The sequence below is a fragment of the Neorhizobium sp. SOG26 genome, from assembly GCF_003491345.1.
GTDB lineage: Bacteria > Pseudomonadota > Alphaproteobacteria > Rhizobiales > Rhizobiaceae > Neorhizobium > Neorhizobium turbinariae.
The window spans coordinates 1,032,953-1,058,418 of record NZ_CP025512.1; the positions used below are offsets into that span (position 1 = coordinate 1,032,953).

Annotated in this window: 20 protein-coding genes and 3 tRNA genes; 19 read left to right on the plus strand and 4 right to left on the minus strand. The window is 59.2% G+C overall.

Annotated elements, in window-relative coordinates; genetic code table 11:
• Positions 1-26 precede the first annotated feature (26 nt).
• Positions 27-821 (minus strand): 3'(2'),5'-bisphosphate nucleotidase CysQ, encoded by a 795-nt coding sequence (cysQ, locus tag CYG48_RS05150; RefSeq protein ID WP_199925274.1) that lies wholly within the window; start codon positions 819-821, stop codon positions 27-29.
• An 8-nt stretch (positions 822-829) separates the two neighbouring features.
• Positions 830-1,723, minus strand: a complete 894-nt coding sequence (rlmB, locus tag CYG48_RS05155) for a 23S rRNA (guanosine(2251)-2'-O)-methyltransferase RlmB (RefSeq protein WP_118849404.1) — start codon at positions 1,721-1,723, stop codon at positions 830-832.
• Between the two features lie 199 nt (positions 1,724-1,922).
• Here rlmB and CYG48_RS05160 point away from each other — a divergent pair.
• The 3 genes from CYG48_RS05160 (at position 1,923) to tuf (CYG48_RS05170) (ending at position 3,509) form a co-directional block, all read left to right on the plus strand.
• Positions 1,923-2,007: transfer RNA gene (locus tag CYG48_RS05160), tRNA-Tyr, on the plus strand.
• A 26-nt stretch (positions 2,008-2,033) separates the two neighbouring features.
• Positions 2,034-2,107: transfer RNA gene (locus CYG48_RS05165), tRNA-Gly, on the plus strand.
• A 226-nt stretch (positions 2,108-2,333) separates the two neighbouring features.
• Positions 2,334-3,509 (plus strand): elongation factor Tu, encoded by a 1,176-nt coding sequence (tuf, locus tag CYG48_RS05170; protein ID WP_118849405.1) that lies wholly within the window; start codon positions 2,334-2,336, stop codon positions 3,507-3,509.
• Positions 3,510-3,596: 87 nt separating this feature from the next.
• On the opposite strand, the gene CYG48_RS05175 is transcribed toward tuf (CYG48_RS05170), so the two are convergent.
• Positions 3,597-4,895 carry a capsule biosynthesis protein gene (locus CYG48_RS05175; RefSeq protein WP_118849406.1) on the minus strand — a complete coding sequence of 433 codons (1,299 nt, stop codon included), beginning with the start codon at positions 4,893-4,895 and terminating at the stop codon, positions 3,597-3,599.
• Between the two features lie 154 nt (positions 4,896-5,049).
• On the opposite strand from CYG48_RS05175, the gene CYG48_RS05180 reads away from it, so the two are divergent.
• The 10 genes from CYG48_RS05180 to rpoC all read left to right on the plus strand — a co-directional run bounded on the left by CYG48_RS05180 (position 5,050) and on the right by rpoC (position 18,969).
• Positions 5,050-6,441: a capsule biosynthesis protein gene (locus CYG48_RS05180; protein WP_118849407.1), complete on the plus strand. Its 1,392-nt coding sequence runs from the start codon at positions 5,050-5,052 to the stop codon at positions 6,439-6,441.
• 104 nt (positions 6,442-6,545) lie between these two features.
• A tRNA-Trp gene (locus CYG48_RS05185) sits at positions 6,546-6,621 on the plus strand.
• A gap of 189 nt (positions 6,622-6,810) precedes the next feature.
• Complete coding sequence (secE, locus tag CYG48_RS05190) at positions 6,811-7,011, plus strand: preprotein translocase subunit SecE (protein ID WP_118849408.1); 201 nt, start codon at positions 6,811-6,813, stop codon at positions 7,009-7,011.
• A 16-nt stretch (positions 7,012-7,027) separates the two neighbouring features.
• Complete coding sequence (gene nusG / locus CYG48_RS05195) at positions 7,028-7,558, plus strand: transcription termination/antitermination protein NusG (RefSeq protein ID WP_118849409.1); 531 nt, start codon at positions 7,028-7,030, stop codon at positions 7,556-7,558.
• 187 nt (positions 7,559-7,745) lie between these two features.
• Positions 7,746-8,177 carry a 50S ribosomal protein L11 gene (gene rplK / locus CYG48_RS05200; protein ID WP_118849410.1) on the plus strand — a complete coding sequence of 144 codons (432 nt, stop codon included), beginning with the start codon at positions 7,746-7,748 and terminating at the stop codon, positions 8,175-8,177.
• A 1-nt stretch (position 8,178) separates the two neighbouring features.
• On the plus strand, positions 8,179-8,877 hold the full coding sequence (gene rplA / locus CYG48_RS05205) for a 50S ribosomal protein L1 (RefSeq protein WP_118849411.1): 699 nt from the start codon (positions 8,179-8,181) through the stop codon (positions 8,875-8,877).
• Between the two features lie 359 nt (positions 8,878-9,236).
• The gene (gene rplJ, locus CYG48_RS05210) at positions 9,237-9,755 is read left to right on the plus strand and encodes a 50S ribosomal protein L10 (protein ID WP_118849412.1); all 519 of its coding nucleotides are present in this window, start codon (positions 9,237-9,239) and stop codon (positions 9,753-9,755) included.
• A gap of 57 nt (positions 9,756-9,812) precedes the next feature.
• Positions 9,813-10,190, plus strand: coding sequence for a 50S ribosomal protein L7/L12 (rplL, locus tag CYG48_RS05215; RefSeq protein WP_118849413.1), 378 nt, complete (start codon positions 9,813-9,815; stop codon positions 10,188-10,190).
• Between the two features lie 253 nt (positions 10,191-10,443).
• On the plus strand, positions 10,444-14,580 hold the full coding sequence (gene rpoB, locus CYG48_RS05220) for a DNA-directed RNA polymerase subunit beta (protein ID WP_118849414.1): 4,137 nt from the start codon (positions 10,444-10,446) through the stop codon (positions 14,578-14,580).
• A gap of 180 nt (positions 14,581-14,760) precedes the next feature.
• Entirely contained in the window at positions 14,761-18,969 is a 4,209-nt protein-coding gene (gene rpoC, locus CYG48_RS05225) for a DNA-directed RNA polymerase subunit beta' (protein WP_118849415.1), read from the plus strand.
• A 113-nt stretch (positions 18,970-19,082) separates the two neighbouring features.
• Here rpoC and CYG48_RS05230 read toward each other — a convergent pair whose 3' ends face one another.
• Positions 19,083-19,376, minus strand: a complete 294-nt coding sequence (locus tag CYG48_RS05230) for a transcriptional regulator (protein ID WP_118851500.1) — start codon at positions 19,374-19,376, stop codon at positions 19,083-19,085.
• A 480-nt stretch (positions 19,377-19,856) separates the two neighbouring features.
• Here CYG48_RS05230 and rpsL point away from each other — a divergent pair, with 480 nt between their 5' ends.
• From rpsL to rplC, 6 genes are all read left to right on the plus strand, one after another.
• Positions 19,857-20,228 (plus strand): 30S ribosomal protein S12, encoded by a 372-nt coding sequence (rpsL, locus tag CYG48_RS05235; RefSeq protein WP_003547537.1) that lies wholly within the window; start codon positions 19,857-19,859, stop codon positions 20,226-20,228.
• A gap of 94 nt (positions 20,229-20,322) precedes the next feature.
• Positions 20,323-20,793 carry a 30S ribosomal protein S7 gene (rpsG, locus tag CYG48_RS05240; RefSeq protein WP_118849416.1) on the plus strand — a complete coding sequence of 157 codons (471 nt, stop codon included), beginning with the start codon at positions 20,323-20,325 and terminating at the stop codon, positions 20,791-20,793.
• Positions 20,794-20,826: 33 nt separating this feature from the next.
• The gene (gene fusA, locus CYG48_RS05245; protein ID WP_118849417.1) at positions 20,827-22,926 is read left to right on the plus strand and encodes an elongation factor G; all 2,100 of its coding nucleotides are present in this window, start codon (positions 20,827-20,829) and stop codon (positions 22,924-22,926) included.
• 65 nt (positions 22,927-22,991) lie between these two features.
• Positions 22,992-24,167: an elongation factor Tu gene (gene tuf, locus CYG48_RS05250; protein ID WP_118849405.1), complete on the plus strand. Its 1,176-nt coding sequence runs from the start codon at positions 22,992-22,994 to the stop codon at positions 24,165-24,167.
• A gap of 304 nt (positions 24,168-24,471) precedes the next feature.
• Positions 24,472-24,780 (plus strand): 30S ribosomal protein S10, encoded by a 309-nt coding sequence (gene rpsJ / locus CYG48_RS05255; RefSeq protein WP_003547547.1) that lies wholly within the window; start codon positions 24,472-24,474, stop codon positions 24,778-24,780.
• A gap of 37 nt (positions 24,781-24,817) precedes the next feature.
• The gene (gene rplC, locus CYG48_RS05260) at positions 24,818-25,459 is read left to right on the plus strand and encodes a 50S ribosomal protein L3 (protein ID WP_118849418.1); all 642 of its coding nucleotides are present in this window, start codon (positions 24,818-24,820) and stop codon (positions 25,457-25,459) included.
• Positions 25,460-25,466 lie beyond the last annotated feature (7 nt).

Here is a 25,466-nt window from a genome sequence, read left to right on the forward strand (position 1 = left end):
ACCAGCTAGTGCAAAACAGGGTTACCTCAAGTAGGGCGTGTAGCTTCGCGAAGACCCCAGGCAATGAAATCCGGGTTGGCGAAATCCACGAGGTCGGTCTGGCCCGTCTTTCCGTAGCGAAGCGGCGCCCCTTCGACATCCAGCGTAATGCCGCCTGCGGCCCTGAGCACCGCGTCGCCCGCTGCCGTGTCCCATTCCATGGTACGTCCGAAGCGAGGATAGAGGTCAGCCGTACCCTCTGCGAGCAGGCAGAATTTCAAGGAGGAACCGATGGAGCGAATTTCGGATGCGCCGGAGGTGCGGATGAAGGCGTCCGTCTCGGGCGTATTGTGCGAGCGGCTGGCGACAACGATCGGATGTTCCGGCACCGGCCGAGCCGAGACGCGCTGGCGTTCAACAACCACGTAAGGATCATCGATAATGAGCTTTTCCACCAGGTTGTCGCCGCCGAGATAGGCAACCTTGAGCGCCGGTGCATAAACCACGCCGAGCGTCGGCACGCCGTCTTCGATCAAGGCGATGTTGACCGTGAAGTCCGTCGAGCCGCTGATGAATTCCTTGGTGCCGTCCAGCGGGTCGACAAGGATGAGGGCCGAGCCGCGGATCTGCGGCGTGTGTCCGGCCGCAACTGATTCTTCCGCCACGACCGGAATGCCGGGGCAGTGCCTTGAGAGTTCGGCAAGAATGATCGCCTCGGCCTGCTCGTCGGCCTCCGTCACTGGCGAGCAATCCGCCTTGTAGTGAGTTTCGGTGCCTGCATCACGGACACGCATGATGGCGTGCCCGGCAAGAAGTGCCGCAGTCTCAAAGGTGGCAGCCAGCGATTGCATCAGCCGGCCTTGCCCGATCCTGTGCGCGCCAGATGTTGGCGGCTTGCATAAAGCGAGACGGCTGCGGCATTCGACACGTTGAGGGACTTGATCTCGCCTGGCATGTCGAGCCGTGCGAGCGCACTCACCGTTTCGCGGGTCTTCTGTCGCAGGCCCTTGCCTTCGGACCCAAGCACGAGGGCTATCCGGTCACCACTGAAGGTTTCTTCGAGAACAGCAGGTCCTTCGGAATCAAGCCCGATGGTCTGGAAGCCGAGCTGGTGCAGTTCACCGAGCGCATCCGAAAGATTTGTGATCTGGATATAAGGAATGAGTTCCAGCGCACCCGACGCGGATTTCGCCAGCACACCCGATTCCGTCGGGCTATGTCTCTGGGTGGTGATAACGGCGCCAGCGCCGAAGGCTACGGCCGAACGCATGATTGCGCCGACATTGTGCGGGTCCGTGACCTGGTCGAGCACAAGAAGAAGCGGGCTTTCCTTCAGGGCTTCGAGACGGCGCACGGGCAGGGGCCTCGTCTCAAGCATGACACCCTGATGGATCGCTTCGGGGCCGAGCACCTTGTCGATATCCTGGGGTGATACGAATTCGACGGGATAGGGAAGGGCTTCCGCTTCGCCGATATCAAGCCGGGCGAATGCATTCTGGGTGACGGACAGCTTGATGAGCTTCCGTTCCGGGTTGTCGAGCGCGGCGCGCACCGTGTGCAGTCCGTAGAGGAGAACCTGTTCGGGCTGCAACTGCGGCGGCTTCCAGTCCTTGTTCGACTTCGGCTTCTTGTGGGGCGGGGTGGGAATCTCGCCACGCTCACGCTTTGCATCGCGCACCTGGCGGCGCAAAGTTGCGTAATGCGTGTCGCGGTTCGATCGGTCTTTGGTGTTGTCCTTGCTCATGAGGCTATATAGCCACGGGCCCGCCTCAGGCATAGACCCTGCAAACAAAGGCCTTCGGATCGGCTCATGTTTATTTTCGCAATTTTTGCTCAGAAGTCGTGTTGACAGACCGAAACGAGGCGGTCATATACGCGGCGCAGACCGAGAGGCGCTCAGCCAAACAGTCTGACAAACTTGGTCGAACGATCCGGACGAAACTGGAGAGATGCCCGAGTGGTTAAAGGGGACGGACTGTAAATCCGTTGGCTCAGCCTACGTTGGTTCAAATCCAACTCTCTCCACCATTCGTCTCATGATCGGACCATACCCCGCGGGTATAGCTCAATGGTAGAGCAGCAGCCTTCCAAGCTGAATACGCGGGTTCGATTCCCGCTACCCGCTCCAAATCATCACGCAGACCTGAGGCAGATCATCCGTCGGATGCTTAGTGCGGCGTCTGATCATCGCTGCAAAGACGCTGGATTTGGGCGTCATTCGCAAGCTCTCTTGCGCCCGGCCCTTGTCCCGGCGCAGGTCGTAATTATGTCTTGCGCATTCTGGTGGAAAGCCTTAAACGGCGACACCAAACCCGGCAGCCGGGTTCACCTCTTATGTTCACAGGAAGCATTCAATGGCAAAGAGCAAGTTTGAGCGCAATAAGCCGCACGTCAACATTGGCACGATTGGTCACGTTGACCATGGCAAGACGTCGCTGACGGCGGCGATCACGAAGTACTTCGGCGAGTTCAAGGCCTATGACCAGATTGATGCTGCGCCGGAAGAAAAGGCACGTGGCATCACCATCTCGACGGCGCACGTTGAGTACGAGACGGCCAACCGCCACTATGCGCACGTCGACTGCCCCGGCCACGCTGACTATGTGAAGAACATGATCACGGGTGCCGCACAGATGGACGGCGCGATCCTGGTTTGCTCGGCTGCTGACGGCCCGATGCCGCAGACCCGCGAGCACATCCTGCTTGCTCGCCAGGTTGGCGTTCCGGCGATCGTCGTGTTCCTGAACAAGGTTGACCAGGTTGACGACGCCGAGCTTCTCGAGCTCGTCGAGCTGGAAGTTCGCGAACTTCTGTCGTCCTACGACTTCCCGGGCGACGACATTCCGATCATCAAGGGTTCGGCCCTTGCTGCTCTTGAAGATTCCGACAAGAAGATCGGCGAAGACGCGATCCGCGAACTGATGGAAGCTGTTGACAGCTACATCCCGACGCCTGAGCGTCCGATCGACCAGCCGTTCCTGATGCCGGTTGAAGACGTGTTCTCGATCTCCGGCCGCGGCACGGTTGCCACGGGCCGCGTTGAGCGTGGTATCGTCAAGGTTGGCGAAGAACTGGAAATCGTTGGCATTCGTCCGACGACGAAGACGACCTGCACGGGCGTTGAAATGTTCCGCAAGCTGCTCGATCAGGGCCAGGCTGGCGACAACATCGGCGCGCTTCTGCGTGGTGTGAACCGCGACGGCATCGAGCGTGGTCAGGTTCTGTGCAAGCCGGGTTCGGTCAAGCCGCACAAGAAGTTCAAGGCAGAAGCCTACATCCTGACGAAGGAAGAAGGCGGCCGTCATACGCCGTTCTTCACGAACTACCGTCCGCAGTTCTACTTCCGCACGACGGACGTGACGGGTATCGTGACGCTTCCGGAAGGCACGGAAATGGTTATGCCTGGCGACAACGTCACCGTTGACGTCGAGCTGATCGTTCCGATCGCGATGGAAGAAAAGCTGCGCTTCGCTATCCGCGAAGGCGGCCGTACCGTCGGCGCCGGTATCGTCGCTGCCATCGTTGAATAATCTTCGACGTCTGAATTGAGAAAAGGCCTCGCTGGAAACAGCGGGGCCTTTTTGTTGTGGTGAAGCCATTTCAGAAAAATGCGGCGGTCAGTTCTTGAGGAAGAGCTCCCGCTCGTATCGGAACTGAGGGTTGCCGCGCGGCTTGCGGAAAGCCAGCGGAAGCCGGTCATCAGGGTCGAGCAACCGTTGGGCAACGTTGCGTGCCCCGGTCTCGATGGCGTCACGACCAATAAAGCCGCCGCGCACCTGGGTCGTCGCCGCCAATGCCCGCAGGAACTTGTCCAGCAGCCGAGGATCGGGTTCGGTCGGAGCCCGCCAGAAGGCGCCAAGGCTCTGCTGCCAGGTCAGGCCCGGCACGTCATAAACGGCCCCGCCAAGCGCAATCACCGGACGGCCGAGGATCAGGGCAGTCAGTCCGACGGTCGAGTTCACCGTCACCACGCCGGCCGACTTTTCAATCAGCATGCTCGTGTCACCGCCGTCAGCCAGGAAGACGCGATCCGCTACATTATATTGTGCTGCAGCCGTGGCGATCCGCTGCGGCCAGCGAGACAGGCCGTTGTCGATCGGATGCACCTTGAACAACAGCCTGGTATTCGACGGCGCGTGACGCGCGAAGGATGCGATGGTCGCGTCCACGATCTTGAACAAGTCACCGCCCGGTGAATGATTGCGGATCTGGTAGTCGCCCGGCAACTGCAGCGGAAACAGGAAGAAGCGGGAAGGGCGGTCACCACCAGAGTGAAGGCACTGGTCGATGGCGAGTTGCGCCCGCCGTTGCCGCCTGCCGCGCGTCAGCGCCTTCCAGATCCAGCCGCTGTATTCCACCACCGGATGGACCGCTCCATGCGTGCGATAGTGTGGATGGACGAGCCATCCGAGCAGGACATTCGGAACATGGTAAACAAGGTCATAAAGTGCGTAGGTGAGGAAACTCGAGCCAAATAACCTGTTGTTCGCGGCATGTTGTTGTCCCGCCGCAAGCGCCTGGATTTTCTCCGGCTCCCGGGGAAAACGCGAGTGTAGCGACATGCCGTCGGGCTCGATTGTCAGCCAGTCTGGCCGCAGATATCCGTGCTCCAGGATGTGAACCTTGATCCCGAGCGCGATGCCCAGATCGGCGGCCGCCGCATGCACCGGGCGCCCGTCACCCAGCATCACAAGATCCGTGACGCCATGCCTCTCGATGTAGGTTTTAAGGTACAGGGGCCAGTTCTCCCGCGTCCCGCGGTAGAAATCAGTCCTCCTTGGCCACCAAAAGAACACATCGCCTAGGCAAAGGCCAATCTTGCGGACACTTGCTCCATTCTTCTCAAGCTCGTCGGCGAGATATTTGAGAAAGGGGGAGGCGGGGCCCTGCAGCAACAGGAAGGTGCGGGCATTCATGTCACACACCTTGCGTTAATGATCAGGCGGAATGGCATTGACGGGGAAACTGCCTTGATGAAAATGTCGCCCGATGTTTATCGATAATGTCCGCAATTGAAATCGCTTTTGTACATCTACGTGCATCGCAGTCTCCAGCAGCATTGGCAACGACATGACGAATGTCCTTTTCCTGCAAGGCCCGCCTTCGATTTTCTGGCGTGAGCTCGCCGAAGGGTTTGAAGCGCAGGGAATAGAGACGTCGCGGGTCAACTTCTCGTTCGGCGACCAGCTGTATTGGCGAAAGCGCGGTGCCATCAACTATCGCGGCAGCGTCAAGGCCTGGCCGCGTTTCCTCGCGGACCTGATTCGCCGCAAGGGGATCACGGACATTCTCTATTATGCGGATCGGCTGCCCTACCATCGACTGGCGGCGCGCGTTGCCCGCAAGCTCGGGGTGAAGTGTCACGCGGTAGAGTTCGGTTACCTGCGGCCGGACTGGATCACGCTGGAGCGCGACGGCATGGGGCGCTTTTCGCATTTCCCGTCCGACCCGGAGCAGATCCGCCAGATCGCCGCAAAGGTTGGCGCGCCGGATCTCGAGCCGCGCTACGGCCACACCTTCAATCAGGAAGCCACCAACGAGGTGGTCTATAACCTCGCGACCTATTTCGGCCGGGGGATGTTCCCGCTTTACCATGCGGACAAGTATTATGACGCCCTGATCGATTACCTGTCGTGGTTGCCGCGCGCCTTCCGGCCACGGCATGACCTGCCCGAAGGCTATTTCAGCGACAAGTCGAAGAAGACCTACCTTGTCGCGCTTCAACTCCAGAGCGATTACCAGATTCGCGCCAACTCGCCGTTCCAGCACTTGTCGCAGATGCTCGAACAGGTCGTGCAGTCCTTTGCGCTGCATGCGCCGAACGATAGTCGGCTGATCGTCAAGCAGCACCCGCTCGACAATGATCTGGAAGGCTGGCGCAAGGTCGTGACGGAGCTTGCGACTCGCTACCGCATCACGAAGCGAGTCGTTTTCATCGAGAGGGGCGATCTCGGCTATATCCTGAAGAACGTCCAGGCCGTCATTGTCTGCAATTCCACCACCGCGCTGCATAGCCTGCGGGCGGGGATCCCGACGATCGCGCTAGGCACGGCCATCTACGACATTCCGGGTCTCACTCACCAGAAGGGGCTCGACAGCTTCTGGCGCACGCCCGAGCCGATTGATCAGCGCCTGCTCGCCGATTTCATCAAGGCGATTGCCGCGACGATCCAGATCAAGGGCAATTTCTACCACAAGACCGGACGCAAGGTGGCAATCGAATCGATCATTTCCCGAGTCGTGAATGACATGGTGAATCAGCCGGACGCCTTCGTGGAAAAGCCCCCGCGCGCCGCCTGGAAGCGCCTGCCGCTCTCGCCCGAGAGGAAGGCCCACGGCGCAAGCGTTGTCGCAGGCGGCTTCGATATCCCGGGCAAGGAAATCCTGGGTACGCGCACAGATTCCGTCCTGGGCGCAGCGCGTGCGGATGCCTCCGAGCGGCCGGGTGTAAAGCTCAGATAGTGTGGTTGCGCGAAAAAACGCTCTTGCCAAGCGGTTCGCATCCCCTTAAAGGGAGCGCCTAGCCGAGGGCGACGGATCGAACGGTTCGGGTTTCTTCGGTTTGAAGGGGTATAGCTCAGTTGGTAGAGCGGCGGTCTCCAAAACCGCAGGTCGGGGGTTCGAGCCCCTCTGCCCCTGCCATCTCGACAACAGGCATGACAGACTTCTGCAGCTTCGCGCAGGGTCGTGGTGCAGACGGCAAAAGTTCATCGAATGCTTTTTTCCCTCTTGTGTGGAGGGGAAGGGGTGTTTATGTAGGCACAAAACAGACACGCGGTGCGTGGGGCTGAGCGAGTTCAGCTTTACGTGCCGTAATTGCGTGGACAATCTATGGCATCCAAGACCAATCCAGTCACGTTTCTGCGCCAGGTGCGCTCCGAAGCGTCCAAGATCCATTGGCCTTCCCGTCGTGAGACGCTGATTTCGACAGCGATGGTTCTGGTTATGGTTGTTTTCGCGGCGCTGTTTTTCTTCGCTGCCGATCAGTTGATGGGTTGGCTTCTGCGCCTGATCCTGAACGTCAGCGTCTGATTCTGGAGAAGTACAAATGGCGGCGCGCTGGTATATCGTCCACGCATATTCGAACTTTGAAAAGAAGGTTGCCGAGGACATCGAGAACAAGGCTCGCCAGAAGGGGCTTGAGCACCTGTTCGAAAAGATCCTGGTGCCGACCGAGAAGGTCGTTGAGGTGCGTCGCGGCCGCAAGGTCGATAGCGAGCGGAAGTTCTTCCCCGGTTATGTTCTGGTTCGCGCCAACCTGACCGACGAGGCCTACCACCTCATCAAGAACACGCCGAAGGTCACTGGGTTCCTCGGTTCCGACAACAAGCCGGTTCCGATTCCGGATTTCGAAGCTGAGCGCATTCTTGGTCAGGTCCAGGAAGGGGTCGAGCGTCCGAAGTCTTCGATCTCGTTCGAGATCGGCGAACAGGTTCGCGTTTCCGATGGTCCGTTCGCTTCGTTCAACGGCACCGTTCAGGATGTCGACGAGGAGCGTTCGCGCCTCAAGGTCGAAGTTTCGATCTTTGGTCGCGCAACCCCGGTTGAGCTGGAATACGCCCAGGTCGAAAAGGTCTAACGGGTTTTACGAGTTGAGCCTGCCGTTCGTTCGGCAGGTCTCGTGCGGCAATGCCGCAGCCGCGTGGAAGGTGAGGGGGTTGATAAGCCAGGCCCCGTTGATCCGAACCACGCAACCGCAGCCGCCGGGCTTCATGAAGTCCGGCACAAAGGATCGGCAATCCGATCCGTAACGAAAGGCAGAGAGAATGGCTAAGAAAGTAGCAGGCCAGCTCAAGCTGCAGGTCAAGGCAGGATCGGCAAACCCGTCCCCGCCGATCGGACCGGCACTTGGTCAGCGCGGCATCAACATCATGGAATTCTGCAAGGCGTTCAACGCCGCCACGCAGGAAATGGAAAAGGGCATGCCGATCCCGGTCGTCATCACCTATTTCCAGGACAAGTCTTTCACCTTCGCGATGAAGCAGCCGCCGGTCAGCTACTTCCTCAAGAAGGAAGCGAAGATCCAGTCGGGCTCGAAGACCCCCGGCAAGGGCGCCAAGGCCGGCACCCTCACCAAGGCTCAGATCAAGTCGATCGCCGAAGCCAAGATGAAGGATCTGAACGCGGCTGATATCGAAGGCGCAATGGCTATGGTCGAGGGCTCTGCCCGCGCTATGGGCCTGGAAGTGGTGGCTTAACATGGCAAAGCTTGCAAAGCGTATTCAGAAGATCCGCGAAGGTATCGATCCGACCAAGCTCGTTGCCCTGTCCGAAGCCATTGCTCTGGTGAAGGAACGCGCAACCGCCAAGTTCGACGAGACCGTTGAAATCGCCATGAACCTCGGCGTCGACCCGCGTCACGCAGACCAGATGGTCCGCGGCGTGGTCAACCTGCCGAACGGCACCGGCCGCGATGTTCGCGTTGCCGTCTTCGCACGTGGCGCCAAGGCTGATGAAGCCAAGGCTGCTGGTGCAGACATCGTTGGCGCCGAAGATCTGGTTGAAATCGTTCAGGGCGGCAAGATCGACTTCGATCGTTGCATCGCGACCCCGGACATGATGCCGCTCGTCGGCCGTCTTGGTAAGGTTCTCGGCCCGCGCGGCATGATGCCGAACCCGAAGGTTGGCACGGTCACCATGGACGTTGCCGGTGCTGTCAAGGCTTCCAAGGGCGGCGCCGTTGAATTCCGCGTCGAAAAGGCTGGTATCATCCACGCCGGCATCGGCAAGGCTTCGTTCGACGCTAAGGCTCTTGAAGAAAACATCAAGGCTTTTGCGGACGCCGTCGTCAAGGCAAAGCCGGCTGGCGCCAAGGGTAACTACGTCAAGCGCGTAGCGATCTCCTCGACCATGGGCCCGGGCGTCAAGATCGACCCGGCCACGGTTTCGGCCGCCTGATTAGGTAGCGGGAGCGTTCGCGCTCCCGTTTCATGAATTCCCGGTCTTTCGAGGCCGGGGATTTCCGGAGAAATCCGGAACTCCTGTCCGAGATTGCAGGTGGCTCTGAGGTCCCAGATCTTTGAGCCTTAATCACTTCGAGCCTGCATGAGACGGGTAAGACCCGAGATTTTCGAGCGCTTGCGCTCTGGATATTCGGTTCGAGCCTAGTGTGCCTTGTGCCTGGAGCCGCTGAGGTGACAGTGCGAGGGGACAGGATCCTCAAGCGTCGCTTGGGATCTTTACCAAAGGATCCCTTGAGGCAAAGGCAAACCCGGTGGGGCCTGCAGGATTGCGGTCCCGCCTACTGGAGACAGACAGTGGAAAGAGCGGAAAAACGCGAATTCGTCACGGAGCTGAACGAAGTCTTCAAGGCTTCTGGTTCGGTTGTCGTGGCCCACTATGCTGGTGTCACAGTTGCGCAGATGAACGACTTCCGTTCGAAAATGCGTGCTGCTGGCGGCACCGTCAAAGTCGCGAAGAACCGCCTGGCCAAGATCGCTCTTCAGGGCACGGAGTCGGAAGGGATGTCGGACCTGTTCAAGGGTCAGACGCTCATCGCTTACAGCGATGACCCGGTCGTAGCTCCGAAGGTTGTCTCGGACTTCGCCAAGACTAACGACAAGCTCGTTGTTCTCGGTGGCGCCATGGGATCGACCACGCTCAACGCCGAAGGTGTCAAGTCGCTTGCGACCCTGCCTTCGCTGGACGAACTGCGTGCAAAGCTGGTGGGTATGATTCAGACCCCGGCTACCCGCATCGCAGGCGTCGTTCAGGCACCGGCCGGACAGCTGGCTCGCGTGTTCGCAGCATATGCCAAGAAGGACGAAGCCGCATAAGGCGGAACTTCGCTGTTTATTTTAAACCAGTTCGAACCGAACAAAAGGAACTAGAAAATGGCTGATCTCGCAAAGATCGTTGAAGACCTCTCCTCGCTGACCGTTCTGGAAGCTGCTGAGCTTTCCAAGATGCTCGAAGAAAAGTGGGGCGTTTCTGCCGCTGCTCCGGTCGCTGTTGCTGCTGCTGGCGGCGCTGCTGCTCCGGCTGCTGCTGAAGAAGAAAAGACCGAGTTCGACGTTATCCTCACGGATGCCGGCGCGAACAAGATCAACGTCATCAAGGAAGTTCGTGGCATCACCGGCCTCGGCCTCAAGGAAGCCAAGGACCTGGTCGAAGGCGCTCCGAAGCCGATCAAGGAAGGCGTTTCCAAGGCTGAAGCTGCAGACCTCAAGAAGAAGCTTGAGGATGCCGGCGCTAAGGTCGACGTCAAGTAATATCGGAATGTGGCGGGTGGGGAGATCTCTCTCCACCCTCCAATTTCCTCCGAACATATTACCCAGGATCCGTCCAGAACGGCTCCTGGGTAATGGGTTCTCAAGAGGATGGTCCTGAACCGAACCGAAAAGGCAATCCGGCCTGGCGCGTTCGGGAAGTAGGACGAGATTGGGAATACCATGATCGACGGGAGATCGACTGGCCAGCGAACCCCGTCCGTTGCAGGCCCGGATGCAATTTGAAGGAGCGACGATGGCTCAGACCCTTTCGTTTAATGGTCGTAGGCGCGTACGCAAGTTTTTTGGAAAAATCCCCGAAGTCACGGAGATGCCGAACCTAATCGAGGTTCAGAAGGCGTCTTATGACCAGTTCTTGATGGTTGACGAACCGAAGGGCGGCCGCCCTGATGAAGGTCTGAATGCCGTCTTCAAGTCCGTATTCCCGATCACCGATTTCTCCGGCGCTTCCATGCTGGAATTCGTGTCCTACGAATTCGAGCCGCCGAAGTTCGACGTCGAGGAATGCCGTCAGCGCGACCTGACCTATGCTGCGCCGCTCAAGGTGACGCTGCGCCTGATCGTGTTCGATATCGATGAGGATACCGGCGCGAAGTCCATCAAGGACATCAAGGAACAGTCCGTCTACATGGGCGACATGCCGCTCATGACCGACAACGGTACGTTCATCGTGAACGGCACCGAGCGCGTTATCGTGTCCCAGATGCACCGTTCGCCAGGTGTGTTCTTCGACCACGACAAGGGCAAGAGCCATTCGTCCGGGAAGCTGCTGTTCGCCGCTCGCGTCATTCCGTATCGTGGTTCGTGGCTCGATATCGAATTCGACGCGAAGGACATCGTGTTCGCCCGTATCGACCGTCGCCGCAAGATCCCCGTGAGCTCGCTGCTCATGGCGCTCGGCATGGACGGTGAAGAAATCCTGTCGACCTTCTACACGAAGTCGATCTACCAGCGTGACGGCGACGGCTGGCGCATCCCCTTCCAGGCCGAAACCCTGAAGGGCGCCAAGACGCTGTCCGACATGATCGACGCCGACACCGGCGAAGTCGTTGTCGAAGCCGGCAAGAAGCTGACCCCGCGTCTCCTGCGTCAGTTGACCGAAAAGGGCCTGAAGGCTCTCAAGGCCACCGATGACGAGCTCTACGGCAACTACCTTGCCGAAGACATCGTCAACATGGAAACCGGTGAGATCTACCTGGAAGCAGGCGACGAGATCGACGAGAAGACCCTGCCGATCATCCTGAAGGCTGGCTTCGACGAGATTCCGGTTCTCGGCATCGACCACATCAATGTCGGCGCCTACATCCGCAACACGCTTGCCGCTGACAAGAACGAGAACCGCCAGGACGCTCTGTTCGACATCTACCGTGTCATGCGTCCGGGTGAACCGCCGACCATGGAATCGGCTGAAGCGATGTTCAACTCGCTGTTCTTCGATCCGGAGCGTTACGACCTCTCCGCCGTTGGCCGCGTCAAGATGAACATGCGCCTCGACCTGCAGGTTGAAGACACCGTTCGCGTTCTTCGCAAGGAAGACATCCTGGCCGTGGTCAAGATGCTTGTCGAACTGCGCGACGGCAAGGGCGAGATCGACGACATCGACAACCTCGGCAACCGTCGTGTTCGCTCGGTTGGTGAATTGATGGAGAACCAGTATCGCCTGGGTCTGCTGCGCATGGAGCGCGCCATCAAGGAACGCATGTCGTCCATCGAGATCGACACCGTGATGCCGCAGGACCTGATCAACGCGAAGCCGGCTGCTGCCGCCGTTCGCGAGTTCTTCGGTTCCTCGCAGCTGTCGCAGTTCATGGACCAGGTGAACCCGCTTTCGGAAATCACCCACAAGCGCCGTCTTTCGGCTCTTGGACCGGGTGGTCTGACCCGCGAGCGCGCAGGCTTCGAAGTCCGCGACGTTCACCCGACCCACTACGGCCGTATCTGCCCGATCGAAACGCCGGAAGGCCCGAACATCGGTCTGATCAACTCGCTTGCAACCTTCGCCCGCGTCAACAAGTACGGCTTCATTGAAAGCCCGTACCGCAAGATCGTCGACGGCAAGGTCACCAACGACGTGCTTTACCTCTCCGCCATGGAAGAAGCCAAGTACTACGTTGCGCAGGCAAACGCGCCGCTTGAGGCCGACGGTTCGTTCTCGGAAGAGTTCGTGGTTTGCCGCCACGCCGGCGAAGTGATGCTCGCTCCGCGCGACAACATCAACCTGATGGACGTCTCGCCGAAGCAGCTCGTTTCGGTTGCAGCGGCTCTCATCCCGTTCCTGGAAAACGACGACGCCAACCGCGCCCTCATGGGCTCCAACATGCAGCGTCAGGCCGTTCCGCTGGTTCGTGCCGAAGCGCCGTTCGTTGGTACCGGTATGGAGCCGGTCGTGGCTCGCGACTCCGGTGCTGCCATTGCTGCCCGTCGTGGCGGCGTGGTCGACCAGGTCGATGCAACCCGTATCGTCATCCGCGCAACGGAAGACCTCGATGCTTCGAAGTCTGGCGTCGACATCTATCGCCTGCAGAAGTTCCAGCGTTCGAACCAGAACACCTGCGTCAACCAGCGTCCGCTGGTCGCCGTCGGTGACGTTCTGAATAAGGGCGACATCATTGCGGACGGTCCGTCGACCGACCTCGGTGACCTGGCTCTCGGCCGCAACGCGCTCGTCGCGTTCATGCCGTGGAACGGCTACAACTACGAAGACTCGATCCTGATGTCGGAACGTATCGTTGCGGACGACGTGTTCACCTCCATCCACATCGAAGAATTCGAAGTGATGGCGCGTGACACCAAGCTTGGTCCGGAAGAAATCACGCGCGACATTCCGAACGTTTCGGAAGAAGCGCTGAAGAACCTCGACGAAGCCGGCATCGTGTACATCGGCGCCGAAGTCCAGCCGGGCGACATCCTCGTCGGCAAGATCACGCCGAAGGGCGAAAGCCCGATGACGCCGGAAGAAAAGCTTCTGCGCGCCATCTTCGGTGAAAAGGCATCCGACGTTCGCGACACGTCCATGCGCATGCCTCCGGGCACGTTCGGTACCGTCGTCGAAGTTCGCGTATTCAACCGTCACGGCGTCGAAAAGGACGAGCGTGCGATGGCCATCGAGCGCGAGGAAATCGAACGCCTCGCCAAGGACCGCGACGACGAACAGGCGATCCTCGACCGTAACGTCTACGGCCGTCTGCTCGACATGCTTCGCGGCCAGGTCTCGGTTGCAGGTCCGAAGGGCTTCAAGAAGGGCGTCGAGCTGTCCAACGCCGTCGTCTCCGAATATCCCCGCTCGCAGTGGTGGATGTTTGCCGTCGAGGACGAAAAGGTCCAGGGCGAGATCGAAGCTCTGCGTGGCCAGTACGACGAATCCAAGTCGCGCCTTGAACAGCGCTTCATGGACAAGGTCGAGAAGGTCCAGCGCGGTGACGAAATGCCTCCGGGCGTCATGAAGATGGTCAAGGTCTTTGTCGCTGTGAAGCGCAAGATCCAGCCAGGCGACAAGATGGCCGGCCGTCACGGCAACAAGGGTGTTGTATCGCGTATCGTTCCGATCGAGGACATGCCGTTCCTCGAGGATGGCACGCATGTCGACATCTGCTTGAACCCGCTCGGCGTTCCGTCGCGCATGAACGTTGGTCAGATTCTTGAAACCCATCTTGCATGGGCATGCGCAGGCATGGGCAAGAAGATCGGCGAATTGCTCGAGGAATACCGCAAGACGCAGGACATCACCGACCTGAAGCGCGAGCTGACGGAAGTGTATGCCAGCCAGGCCCGCGACGAAGTTTCGACTTTTGACGACGAGTCCCTGGTTCGTCTTGCCGAACAGTCCAAGCGCGGCGTGTCGATTGCGACGCCGGTCTTCGACGGTGCACATGAGCCGGACGTTGCAGCCATGCTGAAGAAGGCGGGTCTGCATGAGTCGGGTCAGTCGGTCCTCTACGACGGACGGACTGGCGAAGCCTTCGACCGCAAGGTCACGGTTGGCTACATGTACATGATCAAGCTGAACCACCTCGTGGACGACAAGATCCACGCGCGTTCGATCGGTCCGTACTCGCTTGTTACCCAGCAGCCGCTGGGCGGTAAGGCGCAGTTCGGTGGCCAGCGCTTCGGCGAAATGGAGGTCTGGGCTCTGGAAGCCTATGGTGCCGCCTACACGCTGCAGGAAATGCTGACCGTGAAGTCGGACGACGTGGCTGGTCGTACAAAGGTCTACGAAGCGATCGTCCGTGGCGACGACACCTTCGAAGCGGGCATTCCGGAGAGCTTCAACGTTCTCGTCAAGGAAATGCGCTCGCTGGGCCTGTCGGTGGAGCTCGAGAACTCGAAGCTCGAAGCGGCGGAAGCCGGCCAGCTGCCAGACGCAGCGGAATAAGTTGGAAGGCGCGCGCCGCATCAGGCGCGCGCCGCTCCCGCCGCCGGTTCCCGCCGGCAGTGACGGGAAACTTTCGCCGCATTTCGCGGCTATGACCGTTTTAGTGCTTCGGCGCGTCCATCCCGGGAATTTGGACACGACCGTCGCAAGCGAGGGCTTCCGCCCCTAAAGGAGATAGGCATGAACCATGAGGTCATGAATCTTTTCAACCCCCAAGTGCCTGCGCAGCACTTCGACTCGATCCGGATTTCGATCGCGTCGCCCGAGAAGATTCTCTCCTGGTCCTACGGCGAAATCAAAAAGCCGGAGACCATCAACTACCGCACGTTCAAGCCAGAACGCGACGGCCTCTTCTGCGCGCGCATTTTCGGGCCGATCAAGGACTACGAGTGCCTGTGCGGCAAGTACAAGCGCATGAAGTACAAGGGCATCATCTGCGAAAAGTGCGGCGTCGAAGTGACGCTGTCGCGCGTTCGCCGTGAGCGCATGGGTCACATCGAGCTTGCAGCTCCTGTGGCGCACATCTGGTTCCTGAAGTCGCTTCCGTCGCGCATCTCGACCCTTCTCGACATGACGCTGAAGGATGTCGAGCGCGTTCTGTATTTCGAGAACTACATCGTCACCGAACCTGGCCTGACCTCCCTGAAGGAAAACCAGCTTCTTTCCGAAGAAGAATACATGATCGCCGTCGACGAGTTCGGCGAAGATCAGTTCACGGCGATGATCGGTGCTGAAGCCATCTACGAGATGCTGGCATCGATGAATCTCGAAAAGATTGCAGGCGACCTGCGTTCCGAGCTTGCCGACACCACGTCGGATCTCAAGCAGAAGAAGCTGATGAAGCGCCTGAAGATCGTCGAAAACTTCATCGAGTCCGGCAATCGCCCGGAATGGATGATCATGAAGGTCGTGCCCGTGATCCCGCCGGACCTGCGTCCGCTGGTTCCGCTCGACGGCGGCCGCTTTGCGACCTCCGACCTGAACGACCTTTATCGTCGCGTCATCAACCGTAACAACCGTCTGAAGCGCCTGATCGAACTGCGCGCTCCGGGCATCATCATCCGCAACGAAAAGCGCATGCTGCAGGAATCTGTAGACGCGCTGTTCGACAACGGCCGTCGTGGCCGCGTCATCACCGGCGCCAACAAGCGTCCGCTGAAGTCGCTGTCCGACATGCTGAAGGGCAAGCAGGGCCGCTTCCGCCAGAACCTTCTCGGCAAGCGCGTCGACTATTCCGGCCGTTCGGTTATCGTGACCGGTCCGGAACTGAAGCTGCACCAGTGCGGTCTTCCGAAGAAGATGGCGCTCGAGCTCTTCAAGCCGTTCATCTACGCCCGTCTCGACGCAAAGGGTTATTCCTCGACCGTCAAGCAGGCCAAGAAGCTGGTTGAAAAGGAAAAGCCGGAAGTCTGGGATATCCTCGACGAGGTCATCCGCGAGCATCCGGTTCTCCTGAACCGCGCACCGACGCTGCACCGCCTGGGCATCCAGGCCTTCGAACCGATCCTGGTTGAAGGCAAGGCCATCCAGCTGCATCCGCTCGTCTGCACGGCCTTCAACGCCGACTTCGACGGTGACCAGATGGCCGTTCACGTGCCGCTGTCGCTCGAAGCACAGCTCGAAGCACGCGTGCTGATGATGTCGACGAACAACATCCTGCATCCGGCGAACGGCGCACCGATCATCGTTCCGTCGCAGGACATGGTTCTCGGCCTCTACTACCTGTCGATCATGAACCAGAACGAGCCGGGCGAGGGCATGGCCTTCTCCGACATGGGCGAACTGCACCACGCTCTGGAAAACAAGGTCGTCACGCTTCACGCCAAGATCAAGGGTCGCTTCAAGACCGTTGACGCCGAAGGCAAGCCTGTTTCGAAGATCTATGAGACCACGCCGGGCCGGATGATCATCGGCGAGCTTCTGCCGAAGAACGTCAACGTGCCGTTCGACATCTGCAACCAGGAAATGACCAAGAAGAACATCTCCAAGATGATCGACACGGTCTACCGTCACTGCGGACAGAAGGACACGGTGATCTTCTGCGACCGGATCATGCAGCTTGGCTTCACGCACGCCTGCAAGGCCGGTATCTCCTTCGGCAAGGATGACATGATCATCCCCGACAGCAAGCACAAGATCGTCGGCGACACCGAAGCCCTGGTGAAGGAATACGAGCAGCAGTACAACGACGGCCTGATCACTCAGGGCGAGAAGTACAACAAGGTCGTTGACGCCTGGGGTAAGGCTACCGAAAAGGTTGCCGAGGACATGATGGCCCGCATTAAGGCCGTTGAGTTCGATCCGGAAACCGGTCGTCAGAAGCAGATGAACGCCATCTACATGATGTCCCACTCGGGTGCCCGTGGTTCACCGAACCAGATGCGCCAGCTGGGCGGCATGCGCGGCCTGATGGCGAAGCCGTCGGGTGAAATCATCGAGACGCCGATCATCTCGAACTTCAAGGAAGGCCTAACCGTTAACGAGTACTTCAACTCGACGCACGGTGCCCGTAAGGGTCTGGCAGACACCGCCTTGAAGACCGCGAACTCCGGTTACCTGACCCGTCGTCTCGTCGACGTCGCGCAGGACTGCATCGTCAACATGGTCGATTGCGGCACTGAAAAGGGCCTGACCATGACGGCGATCGTTGACGCCGGTCAGGTGGTTGCTTCGCTTGGCGCACGTATCCTGGGTCGTACGGCTCTCGACAACATCGATCATCCGGTCACGGGTGAGCGTATCGTCGACGCCGGCAAGATGATCCTGGAGCCGGACGTCATCGAGATCGAGAAGGCTGGCATCCAGTCGATCCGCATCCGCTCTGCTCTGACCTGCGAAGTTCAGACGGGTGTTTGCTCGGTCTGCTACGGCCGCGACCTTGCACGCGGTACGCCGGTCAACATGGGTGAAGCCGTTGGTGTTATCGCGGCACAGTCCATCGGTGAGCCGGGTACCCAGCTGACCATGCGTACGTTCCACCTTGGTGGTACGGCAAACGTGGTCGACTCCTCGTTCCTGGAAGCCTCCTATGAGGGCACGATCCAGATCAAGAACCGCAACATGCTGCGCAACTCTGAGGGCGTTCTCGTCGCGATGGGTCGTAACATGGCGGTCACCATTCTCGATGAGCGTGGTGTCGAGCGGTCGTCCCAGCGCGTGGCCTACGGCTCCAAGCTGCACGTCGATGATGGCGACAAGGTACGTCGCGGTCAGCGTCTGGCAGAGTGGGACCCGTATACCCGCCCGATGATGACGGAAGTCGCCGGTACGGTTCAGTTCGAAGATGTCGTCGACGGTATCTCCGTTTCGGAATCGACCGACGAGTCGACCGGTATCACCAAGCGCCAGGTCATTGACTGGCGTTCGACCCCGCGCGGTGCGGATCTCAAGCCGGCAATCGTCATCAAGGACGCTTCCGGTGCGATCGCCAAGCTGTCACGTGGTGGCGAAGCTCGCTTCCAGCTCTCGGTGGATGCGATCTTGTCGGTCGAGCCGGGTCAGAAGGTTTCCCAGGGCGACGTGCTTGCACGTATCCCGATGGAAAGCGCCAAGACCAAGGACATCACCGGTGGTCTGCCGCGCGTCGCAGAACTGTTCGAAGCTCGTCGTCCGAAGGACCACGCCATCATCGCTGAGATCGATGGTACGATCCGCCTCGGCCGCGACTACAAGAACAAGCGTCGCGTCATGATTGAGCCGGCGGAAGACGGTGTCGAGCCGGTCGAATACCTGATCCCGAAGGGCAAGCCCTTCCATCTTCAGGATGGCGACTACATCGAAAAGGGCGACTACATCCTCGACGGCAATCCTGCGCCGCACGACATCCTGGCGATCAAGGGCGTGGAAGCACTCGCTTCCTACCTCGTGAACGAAATCCAGGAAGTCTACCGTCTGCAGGGCGTTGTCATCAACGACAAGCACATCGAAGTGATTGTTCGTCAGATGCTGCAGAAGGTCGAGATCACCGATGCTGGCGACAGCCAATACATCGTCGGTGACAATGTCGACCGGATCGAGCTGGAAGACACCAACGACCAGCTCATCGAGGAAGGGAAGAAGCCTGCATACGGCGAGCCGGTTCTGCTTGGTATCACCAAGGCCTCGCTGCAGACGCCGTCCTTCATCTCGGCTGCATCCTTCCAGGAGACCACCAAGGTTCTCACGGAAGCTGCGATCGCCGGCAAGATGGACACGCTGCAGGGTCTGAAGGAAAACGTCATCGTCGGCCGTCTCATCCCGGCCGGTACGGGCGGAACCATGACTCAGATCCGCCGCATCGCCACTTCGCGCGACGACCTCATCCTCGAGGAGCGCAAGAAGGGTTCGGGCGTTGGCTCGGCCACCCCGATGCTGCAGGACATGAACTCGGAAAATACGCCTGCCGAGTAAGCAGGCGAGGGGGCCCGGAAACGGGCTCCTTTCCGACAGCAAACAAAAACGCCCGGAGCGATCCGGGCGTTTTGCATTTCAGACAGATGATGAAGAGCTCGAAACCGTCCGTCCTAGTCGAAACGAATGATCGCCACTTCGCCTTCAAGTGCGCCCTGGTAGGCGGAAGCATGTGGCTCTTCGGTCGGGATGTCGGTGAGCACGCCGATCTGGTCGAGGTCGGCTTCGAGAAAACCTTCTTCGGAAAGCGCGTTCAAGGCTTCACGAACGGCCGAGTCGTCGTCCGGCGCCTGCAGCATGATGTGCAGCTCGATTCCCTGGCCGCCCTTCTGTTCGTAGCCCTTGCCGATAATGATGAACACCATCGGTCCTTCGGCAATGTTGTCGTTGTCGGGATTGTCGATCATGTCCATCTCCGTTTGAACCTTCTGGAGCGTTGAAAGGGGAAGTCAGTTGGTATGTTCCAACCCATAGTGACATCTGGAACTGATTCCCAAGCGTTAAAGCCGAAGAACAGAAGAATTAACGAAAACCTGTCATCTTGTCGCTCAGCGGGCTCCGGAAAGCCCGCGAAAGCTATTATTTTGGGCCCAGCCCTTGACGGACAGGGGCTAAAACAGTAAACGCCCACCCATCGGAAGCGATGTGAGGCTTGTCCGTCCGGGATGACTCGTTCCGGAGTTCGTCTCAAACACGGTTCCATACGCACGTTGAAGACATGAATGCTGCACGCACGACGCATGTATAATGCGTCCTCTGCCTTCTGTGGTCCATTCCAAATTGGGATTGGGCCACGTTTTGCGCATGAGGAAATGTGTGTGTCGCCCGCCGGAAACGGCATCAGATTGGCCCGAAAGGGTGCTGAGAAACACGTAAGGGATGGTTGAATGCCTACCGTAAACCAGCTGATCCGCAAGCCTCGCCAGGCGAACGTAAAGCGCAACAAGGTTCCTGCCCTGCAGGAGAACCCGCAGAAGCGTGGTGTTTGCACCCGCGTCTACACCACGACCCCGAAGAAGCCGAACTCGGCTCTGCGTAAGGTTGCCAAGATCCGCCTGACCAATGGCTTCGAAGTCATCGGCTATATTCCGGGCGAAGGCCACAACCTGCAGGAACACTCTGTCGTCATGATCCGTGGCGGCCGTGTAAAGGACTTGCCGGGTGTGCGTTACCACATCATCCGCGGCGTTCTCGACACCCAGGGTGTTAAGAACCGCAAGCAGCGCCGTTCCAAGTACGGTGCGAAGCGTCCGAAGTAATTCGGGCTCCAGGTCATCCTGGACATGAAATCCCGGCGCTGCGCGAGGTCCTCCGCGTGGTAGAGCGCTCAATTGTTTAGAGACGAGAAGATATATGTCCCGACGCCATAGTGCAGAAAAGCGTGAGATCAACCCGGACCCGAAGTTCGGCGATCTGGTCGTCACCAAATTCATGAATGCCATCATGCTTCACGGCAAGAAGTCCGTAGCTGAAAGCATTGTTTACGGTGCTTTCGACGCCGTGCAGGGCAAGGCCAAGGCCGACCCGCTTGCGATCTTCCATTCTGCGCTCGACAACGTCGCGCCGCATGTTGAGGTTCGTTCGCGTCGTGTTGGCGGTGCGACCTATCAGGTTCCGGTAGACGTGCGTCCGGAACGTCGCCAGGCTCTGGCAATCCGCTGGGTGATTGCTGCTGCCCGCAAGCGCAACGAAACCACCATGATCGATCGTCTTTCGGGTGAGCTCATGGATGCTGCGAACAACCGCGGCGCCGCTGTCAAGAAGCGTGAAGACACGCACAAGATGGCCGACGCCAACCGCGCATTCTCGCACTATCGTTGGTAATCTTCACCCGATCGAATTTCGAAAGGCAGTCCTATGGCTCGCGAATATAAAATCGAAGACTACCGCAATTTCGGTATCATGGCGCATATCGACGCCGGCAAGACGACGACCACCGAGCGTATTCTTTATTACACCGGCAAGTCGCACAAGATCGGCGAAGTTCACGACGGCGCAGCCACGATGGACTGGATGGAGCAGGAGCAGGAGCGTGGCATCACGATCACCTCTGCTGCCACCACGACCTTCTGGAAGGGTCGCGACGGCAAGATGCGCCGTTTCAACATCATCGACACCCCCGGCCACGTTGACTTCACCATCGAAGTCGAACGTTCGCTGCGCGTGCTCGACGGTGCCATCGCTCTTCTCGACGCCAACGCAGGCGTAGAGCCGCAGACGGAAACCGTCTGGCGTCAGGCTGAGAAGTATCATGTTCCGCGCATGATCTTCTGCAACAAGATGGACAAGACCGGTGCTGACTTCTACCGCTCGGTAGAGATGATCAAGACCCGTCTCGGCGCCACCGCTGTTGTCATGCAGCTGCCGATCGGCGCTGAAAGCGACTTCAAGGGCGTGATCGACCTGATCGAGATGAACGCTCTCGTCTGGCGCGATGAGTCGCTTGGCGCTGCCTGGGATGTCGTCGAAATCCCGGCCGACATGAAGGACAAGGCTGAAGAATATCGCGAAAAGCTGATCGAGACCGTTGTCGAGATCGATGAAGAAGCGATGGAAGCCTACCTGAACGGCGACATGCCGTCGAACGACAAGATCCGCGAACTCGTTCGTCGCGGTACGATCGACGTCAAGTTCCACCCGATGTTCTGCGGCACTGCCTTCAAGAACAAGGGCGTTCAGCCGCTCCTCGACGCGGTTGTCGACTACCTGCCGTCGCCGCTCGACATTCCGGCGATCAAGGGCATCGACACCAAGACGGAAGCCGAAATCGAGCGTCACGCTGACGACGAAGAGCCGCTTGCAATGCTCGCGTTCAAGATCATGAACGACCCCTTCGTTGGTTCGCTCACCTTCGCTCGCATTTACTCCGGCAAGCTCGAGAAGGGCTCGTCTGTCATGAACACGGTCAAGGACAAGCGCGAGCGTGTCGGCCGTATGCTGCAGATGCACTCCAACTCGCGTGAAGACATCGAAGAAGCCTTCGCAGGCGACATCGTTGCTCTGGCAGGCCTCAAGGAAACCACCACTGGCGATACGCTCTGCGACCCGCTGAAGCCGGTTATCCTCGAGCGCATGGAATTCCCCGAGCCGGTCATCCAGATCGCGATCGAGCCGAAGTCCAAGGGCGACCAGGAAAAGATGGGCCTCGCGCTCAACCGCCTGGCTGCGGAAGACCCGTCGTTCCGCGTCAAGACCGACCAGGAATCCGGCCAGACCATCATTGCCGGCATGGGCGAGCTTCACCTCGACATCATCGTCGACCGCATGCGTCGCGAGTTCAAGGTTGAAGCCAACGTCGGTGCTCCGCAGGTTGCTTACCGCGAAACCATCACCCGCAAGACGGAAGAAGATTACACGCACAAGAAGCAGACCGGTGGTACCGGCCAGTTCGCGCGCGTCAAGCTGATCTTCGAACCGAACCCGGATGGCGAAGATTTCGTGTTCGAATCCAAGATCGTCGGTGGTGCTGTTCCGAAGGAATACATCCCGGGCGTTCAGAAGGGTATCGAAAGCGTCCTGTCTTCCGGTCCGCTGGCAGGCTTCCCGATGCTGGGCGTCAAGGCGACCCTCATCGACGGCGCCTTCCACGACGTCGACTCGTCGGTTCTCGCGTTCGAAATCGCCTCCCGCGCTTGCTTCCGTGAAGCAGCTAAGAAGGCTGGTGCTCAGCTCCTCGAGCCGATGATGAAGGTCGAAGTCGTGACGCCGGAAGATTACGTTGGTGACGTGATCGGTGACCTGAACTCTCGCCGTGGTCAGATCCAGGGCCAGGAAAGCCGCGGTATCGCCGTGGTGATCAACGCCCACGTACCGCTGGCGAACATGTTCAAGTACGTCGACAACCTGCGCTCCATGTCGCAGGGCCGCGCACAGTACTCGATGGTCTTCGATCACTACGCGCCGGTTCCGTCGAACGTCGCAACTGAAATCCAGGCCAAGTACTCCGGTCAGAAGTGACCGGAGTAATCCGCCCCATAAACTGAGAGATAACCCCTGACGGGGATAAAAACGGAGAGCCGGTAATGGCAAAGAGCAAGTTTGAGCGCAACAAGCCGCACGTCAACATTGGCACGATTGGTCACGTTGACCATGGCAAGACGTCGCTGACGGCGGCGATCACGAAGTACTTCGGCGAGTTCAAGGCCTATGACCAGATTGATGCTGCGCCGGAAGAAAAGGCACGTGGCATCACCATCTCGACGGCGCACGTTGAGTACGAGACGGCCAACCGCCACTATGCGCACGTCGACTGCCCCGGCCACGCTGACTATGTGAAGAACATGATCACCGGTGCCGCACAGATGGACGGCGCGATCCTGGTTTGCTCGGCTGCTGACGGCCCGATGCCGCAGACCCGCGAGCACATCCTGCTTGCTCGCCAGGTTGGCGTTCCGGCGATCGTCGTGTTCCTGAACAAGGTTGACCAGGTTGACGACGCCGAGCTTCTCGAACTCGTCGAGCTGGAAGTTCGCGAACTTCTGTCGTCCTACGACTTCCCGGGCGACGACATTCCGATCATCAAGGGTTCGGCACTTGCTGCTCTTGAAGATTCCGACAAGAAGATCGGCGAAGACGCGATCCGCGAACTGATGGAAGCTGTTGACAGCTACATCCCGACGCCTGAGCGTCCGATCGACCAGCCGTTCCTGATGCCGGTTGAAGACGTGTTCTCGATCTCCGGCCGCGGCACGGTTGCCACGGGCCGCGTTGAACGTGGTATCGTCAAGGTTGGCGAAGAACTGGAAATCGTTGGCATTCGCCCGACGACGAAGACGACCTGCACGGGCGTTGAAATGTTCCGCAAGCTGCTCGACCAGGGCCAGGCTGGCGACAACATCGGCGCGCTTCTGCGTGGTGTGAACCGCGACGGCATCGAGCGTGGTCAGGTTCTGTGCAAGCCGGGTTCGGTCAAGCCGCACAAGAAGTTCAAGGCAGAAGCCTACATCCTGACGAAGGAAGAAGGCGGCCGTCATACGCCGTTCTTCACGAACTACCGTCCGCAGTTCTACTTCCGCACGACGGACGTGACGGGTATCGTGACGCTTCCGGAAGGCACGGAAATGGTTATGCCTGGCGACAACGTCACCGTTGACGTCGAGCTGATCGTTCCGATCGCGATGGAAGAAAAGCTGCGCTTCGCTATCCGCGAAGGCGGCCGTACCGTCGGCGCCGGCATCGTCGCTGCCATCGTAGAGTAATCCAGAAAAATGGGCGCAGATCTGATCTGCGCCCATTGCATGGATTCTTTAAGCAAAAAGCTGCCAAGCGGCTTGCTTATGACGTGAAAATGTAGCAAATGGCGCGCAAGCGCGATTTGCCGATGCTTCGGCTATCGCTGCAGCAATCAAATCATAAGGTGGGCCGAAAGGCCCGGAGAGTGGAATGGGATGCCCATCCGGCGTCCCCTTCGATCTTTGAAACCGGTGGTCCGCCTTAAGGTAAAAGAACAACCCGTGCCTGTTCGTATGGCGCGGAGGAAACAAACAACAAGGATAACGTCGAATGAACGGCCAAAATATCCGCATTCGCCTGAAGGCGTTCGATCACCGAATTCTCGATGCTTCCACGCGCGAGATTGTGTCGACGGCGAAGCGCACCGGTGCTAGCGTCCGGGGCCCCGTTCCGCTTCCGACCCGCATCGAGAAGTTTACGGTTAACCGGTCCCCCCACATCGACAAGAAGAGCCGCGAGCAGTTCGAGATGCGCACGCACAAGCGCCTCCTCGACATCGTAGACCCGACGCCCCAGACGGTGGACGCGCTGATGAAGCTCGACCTCGCCGCTGGCGTCGACGTTGAGATCAAGCTCTGAGACCTCGGTCTCTCGCTGAGTGAGAAGGATTGAACCGATGCGTTCAGGTGTAATTGCACAGAAAGTGGGAATGACCCGCGTCTATAACGACGCTGGTGAGCATATCCCGGTAACCGTATTGCGGCTGGAAAACTGCCAGGTTGTTGCACACCGTACCGTAGAGAAGAACGGCTATACCGCTCTTCAGCTCGGTGCAGGCACTGCCAAGGTGAAAAACACTTCCAAGGCTGAGCGCGGCAACTTCGCCGTCGCCAACGTCGAGCCGAAGGCGAAGCTTGTTGAGTTTCGCGTTTCCGAAGACAACATGATCGAAGTCGGCACTGAGCTGAAGGCGGACCATTTCTCGGCCGGCCAGCTGGTTGACGTGACCGGTACCACGATCGGTAAGGGTTTCGCTGGTGCCATCAAGCGCCATAACTTCGGTGGTCTGCGCGCCACGCACGGTGTGTCCGTTTCGCACCGCTCGCATGGTTCGACTGGTAACAACCAGGATCCGGGCAAGGTCTGGAAGGGCAAGCGCATGGCTGGTCACATGGGCCAGACGCGCGTCACCACGCAGAACCTCGAAGTCGTCTCCACCGACGAGAACCGTGGCCTGATCCTCGTCAAGGGTGCCGTTCCCGGCTCCAAGGGCGCCTGGATCGTGGTTCGCGACGCCGTCAAGTCGGCTGCGAAGTAAGGGAGCC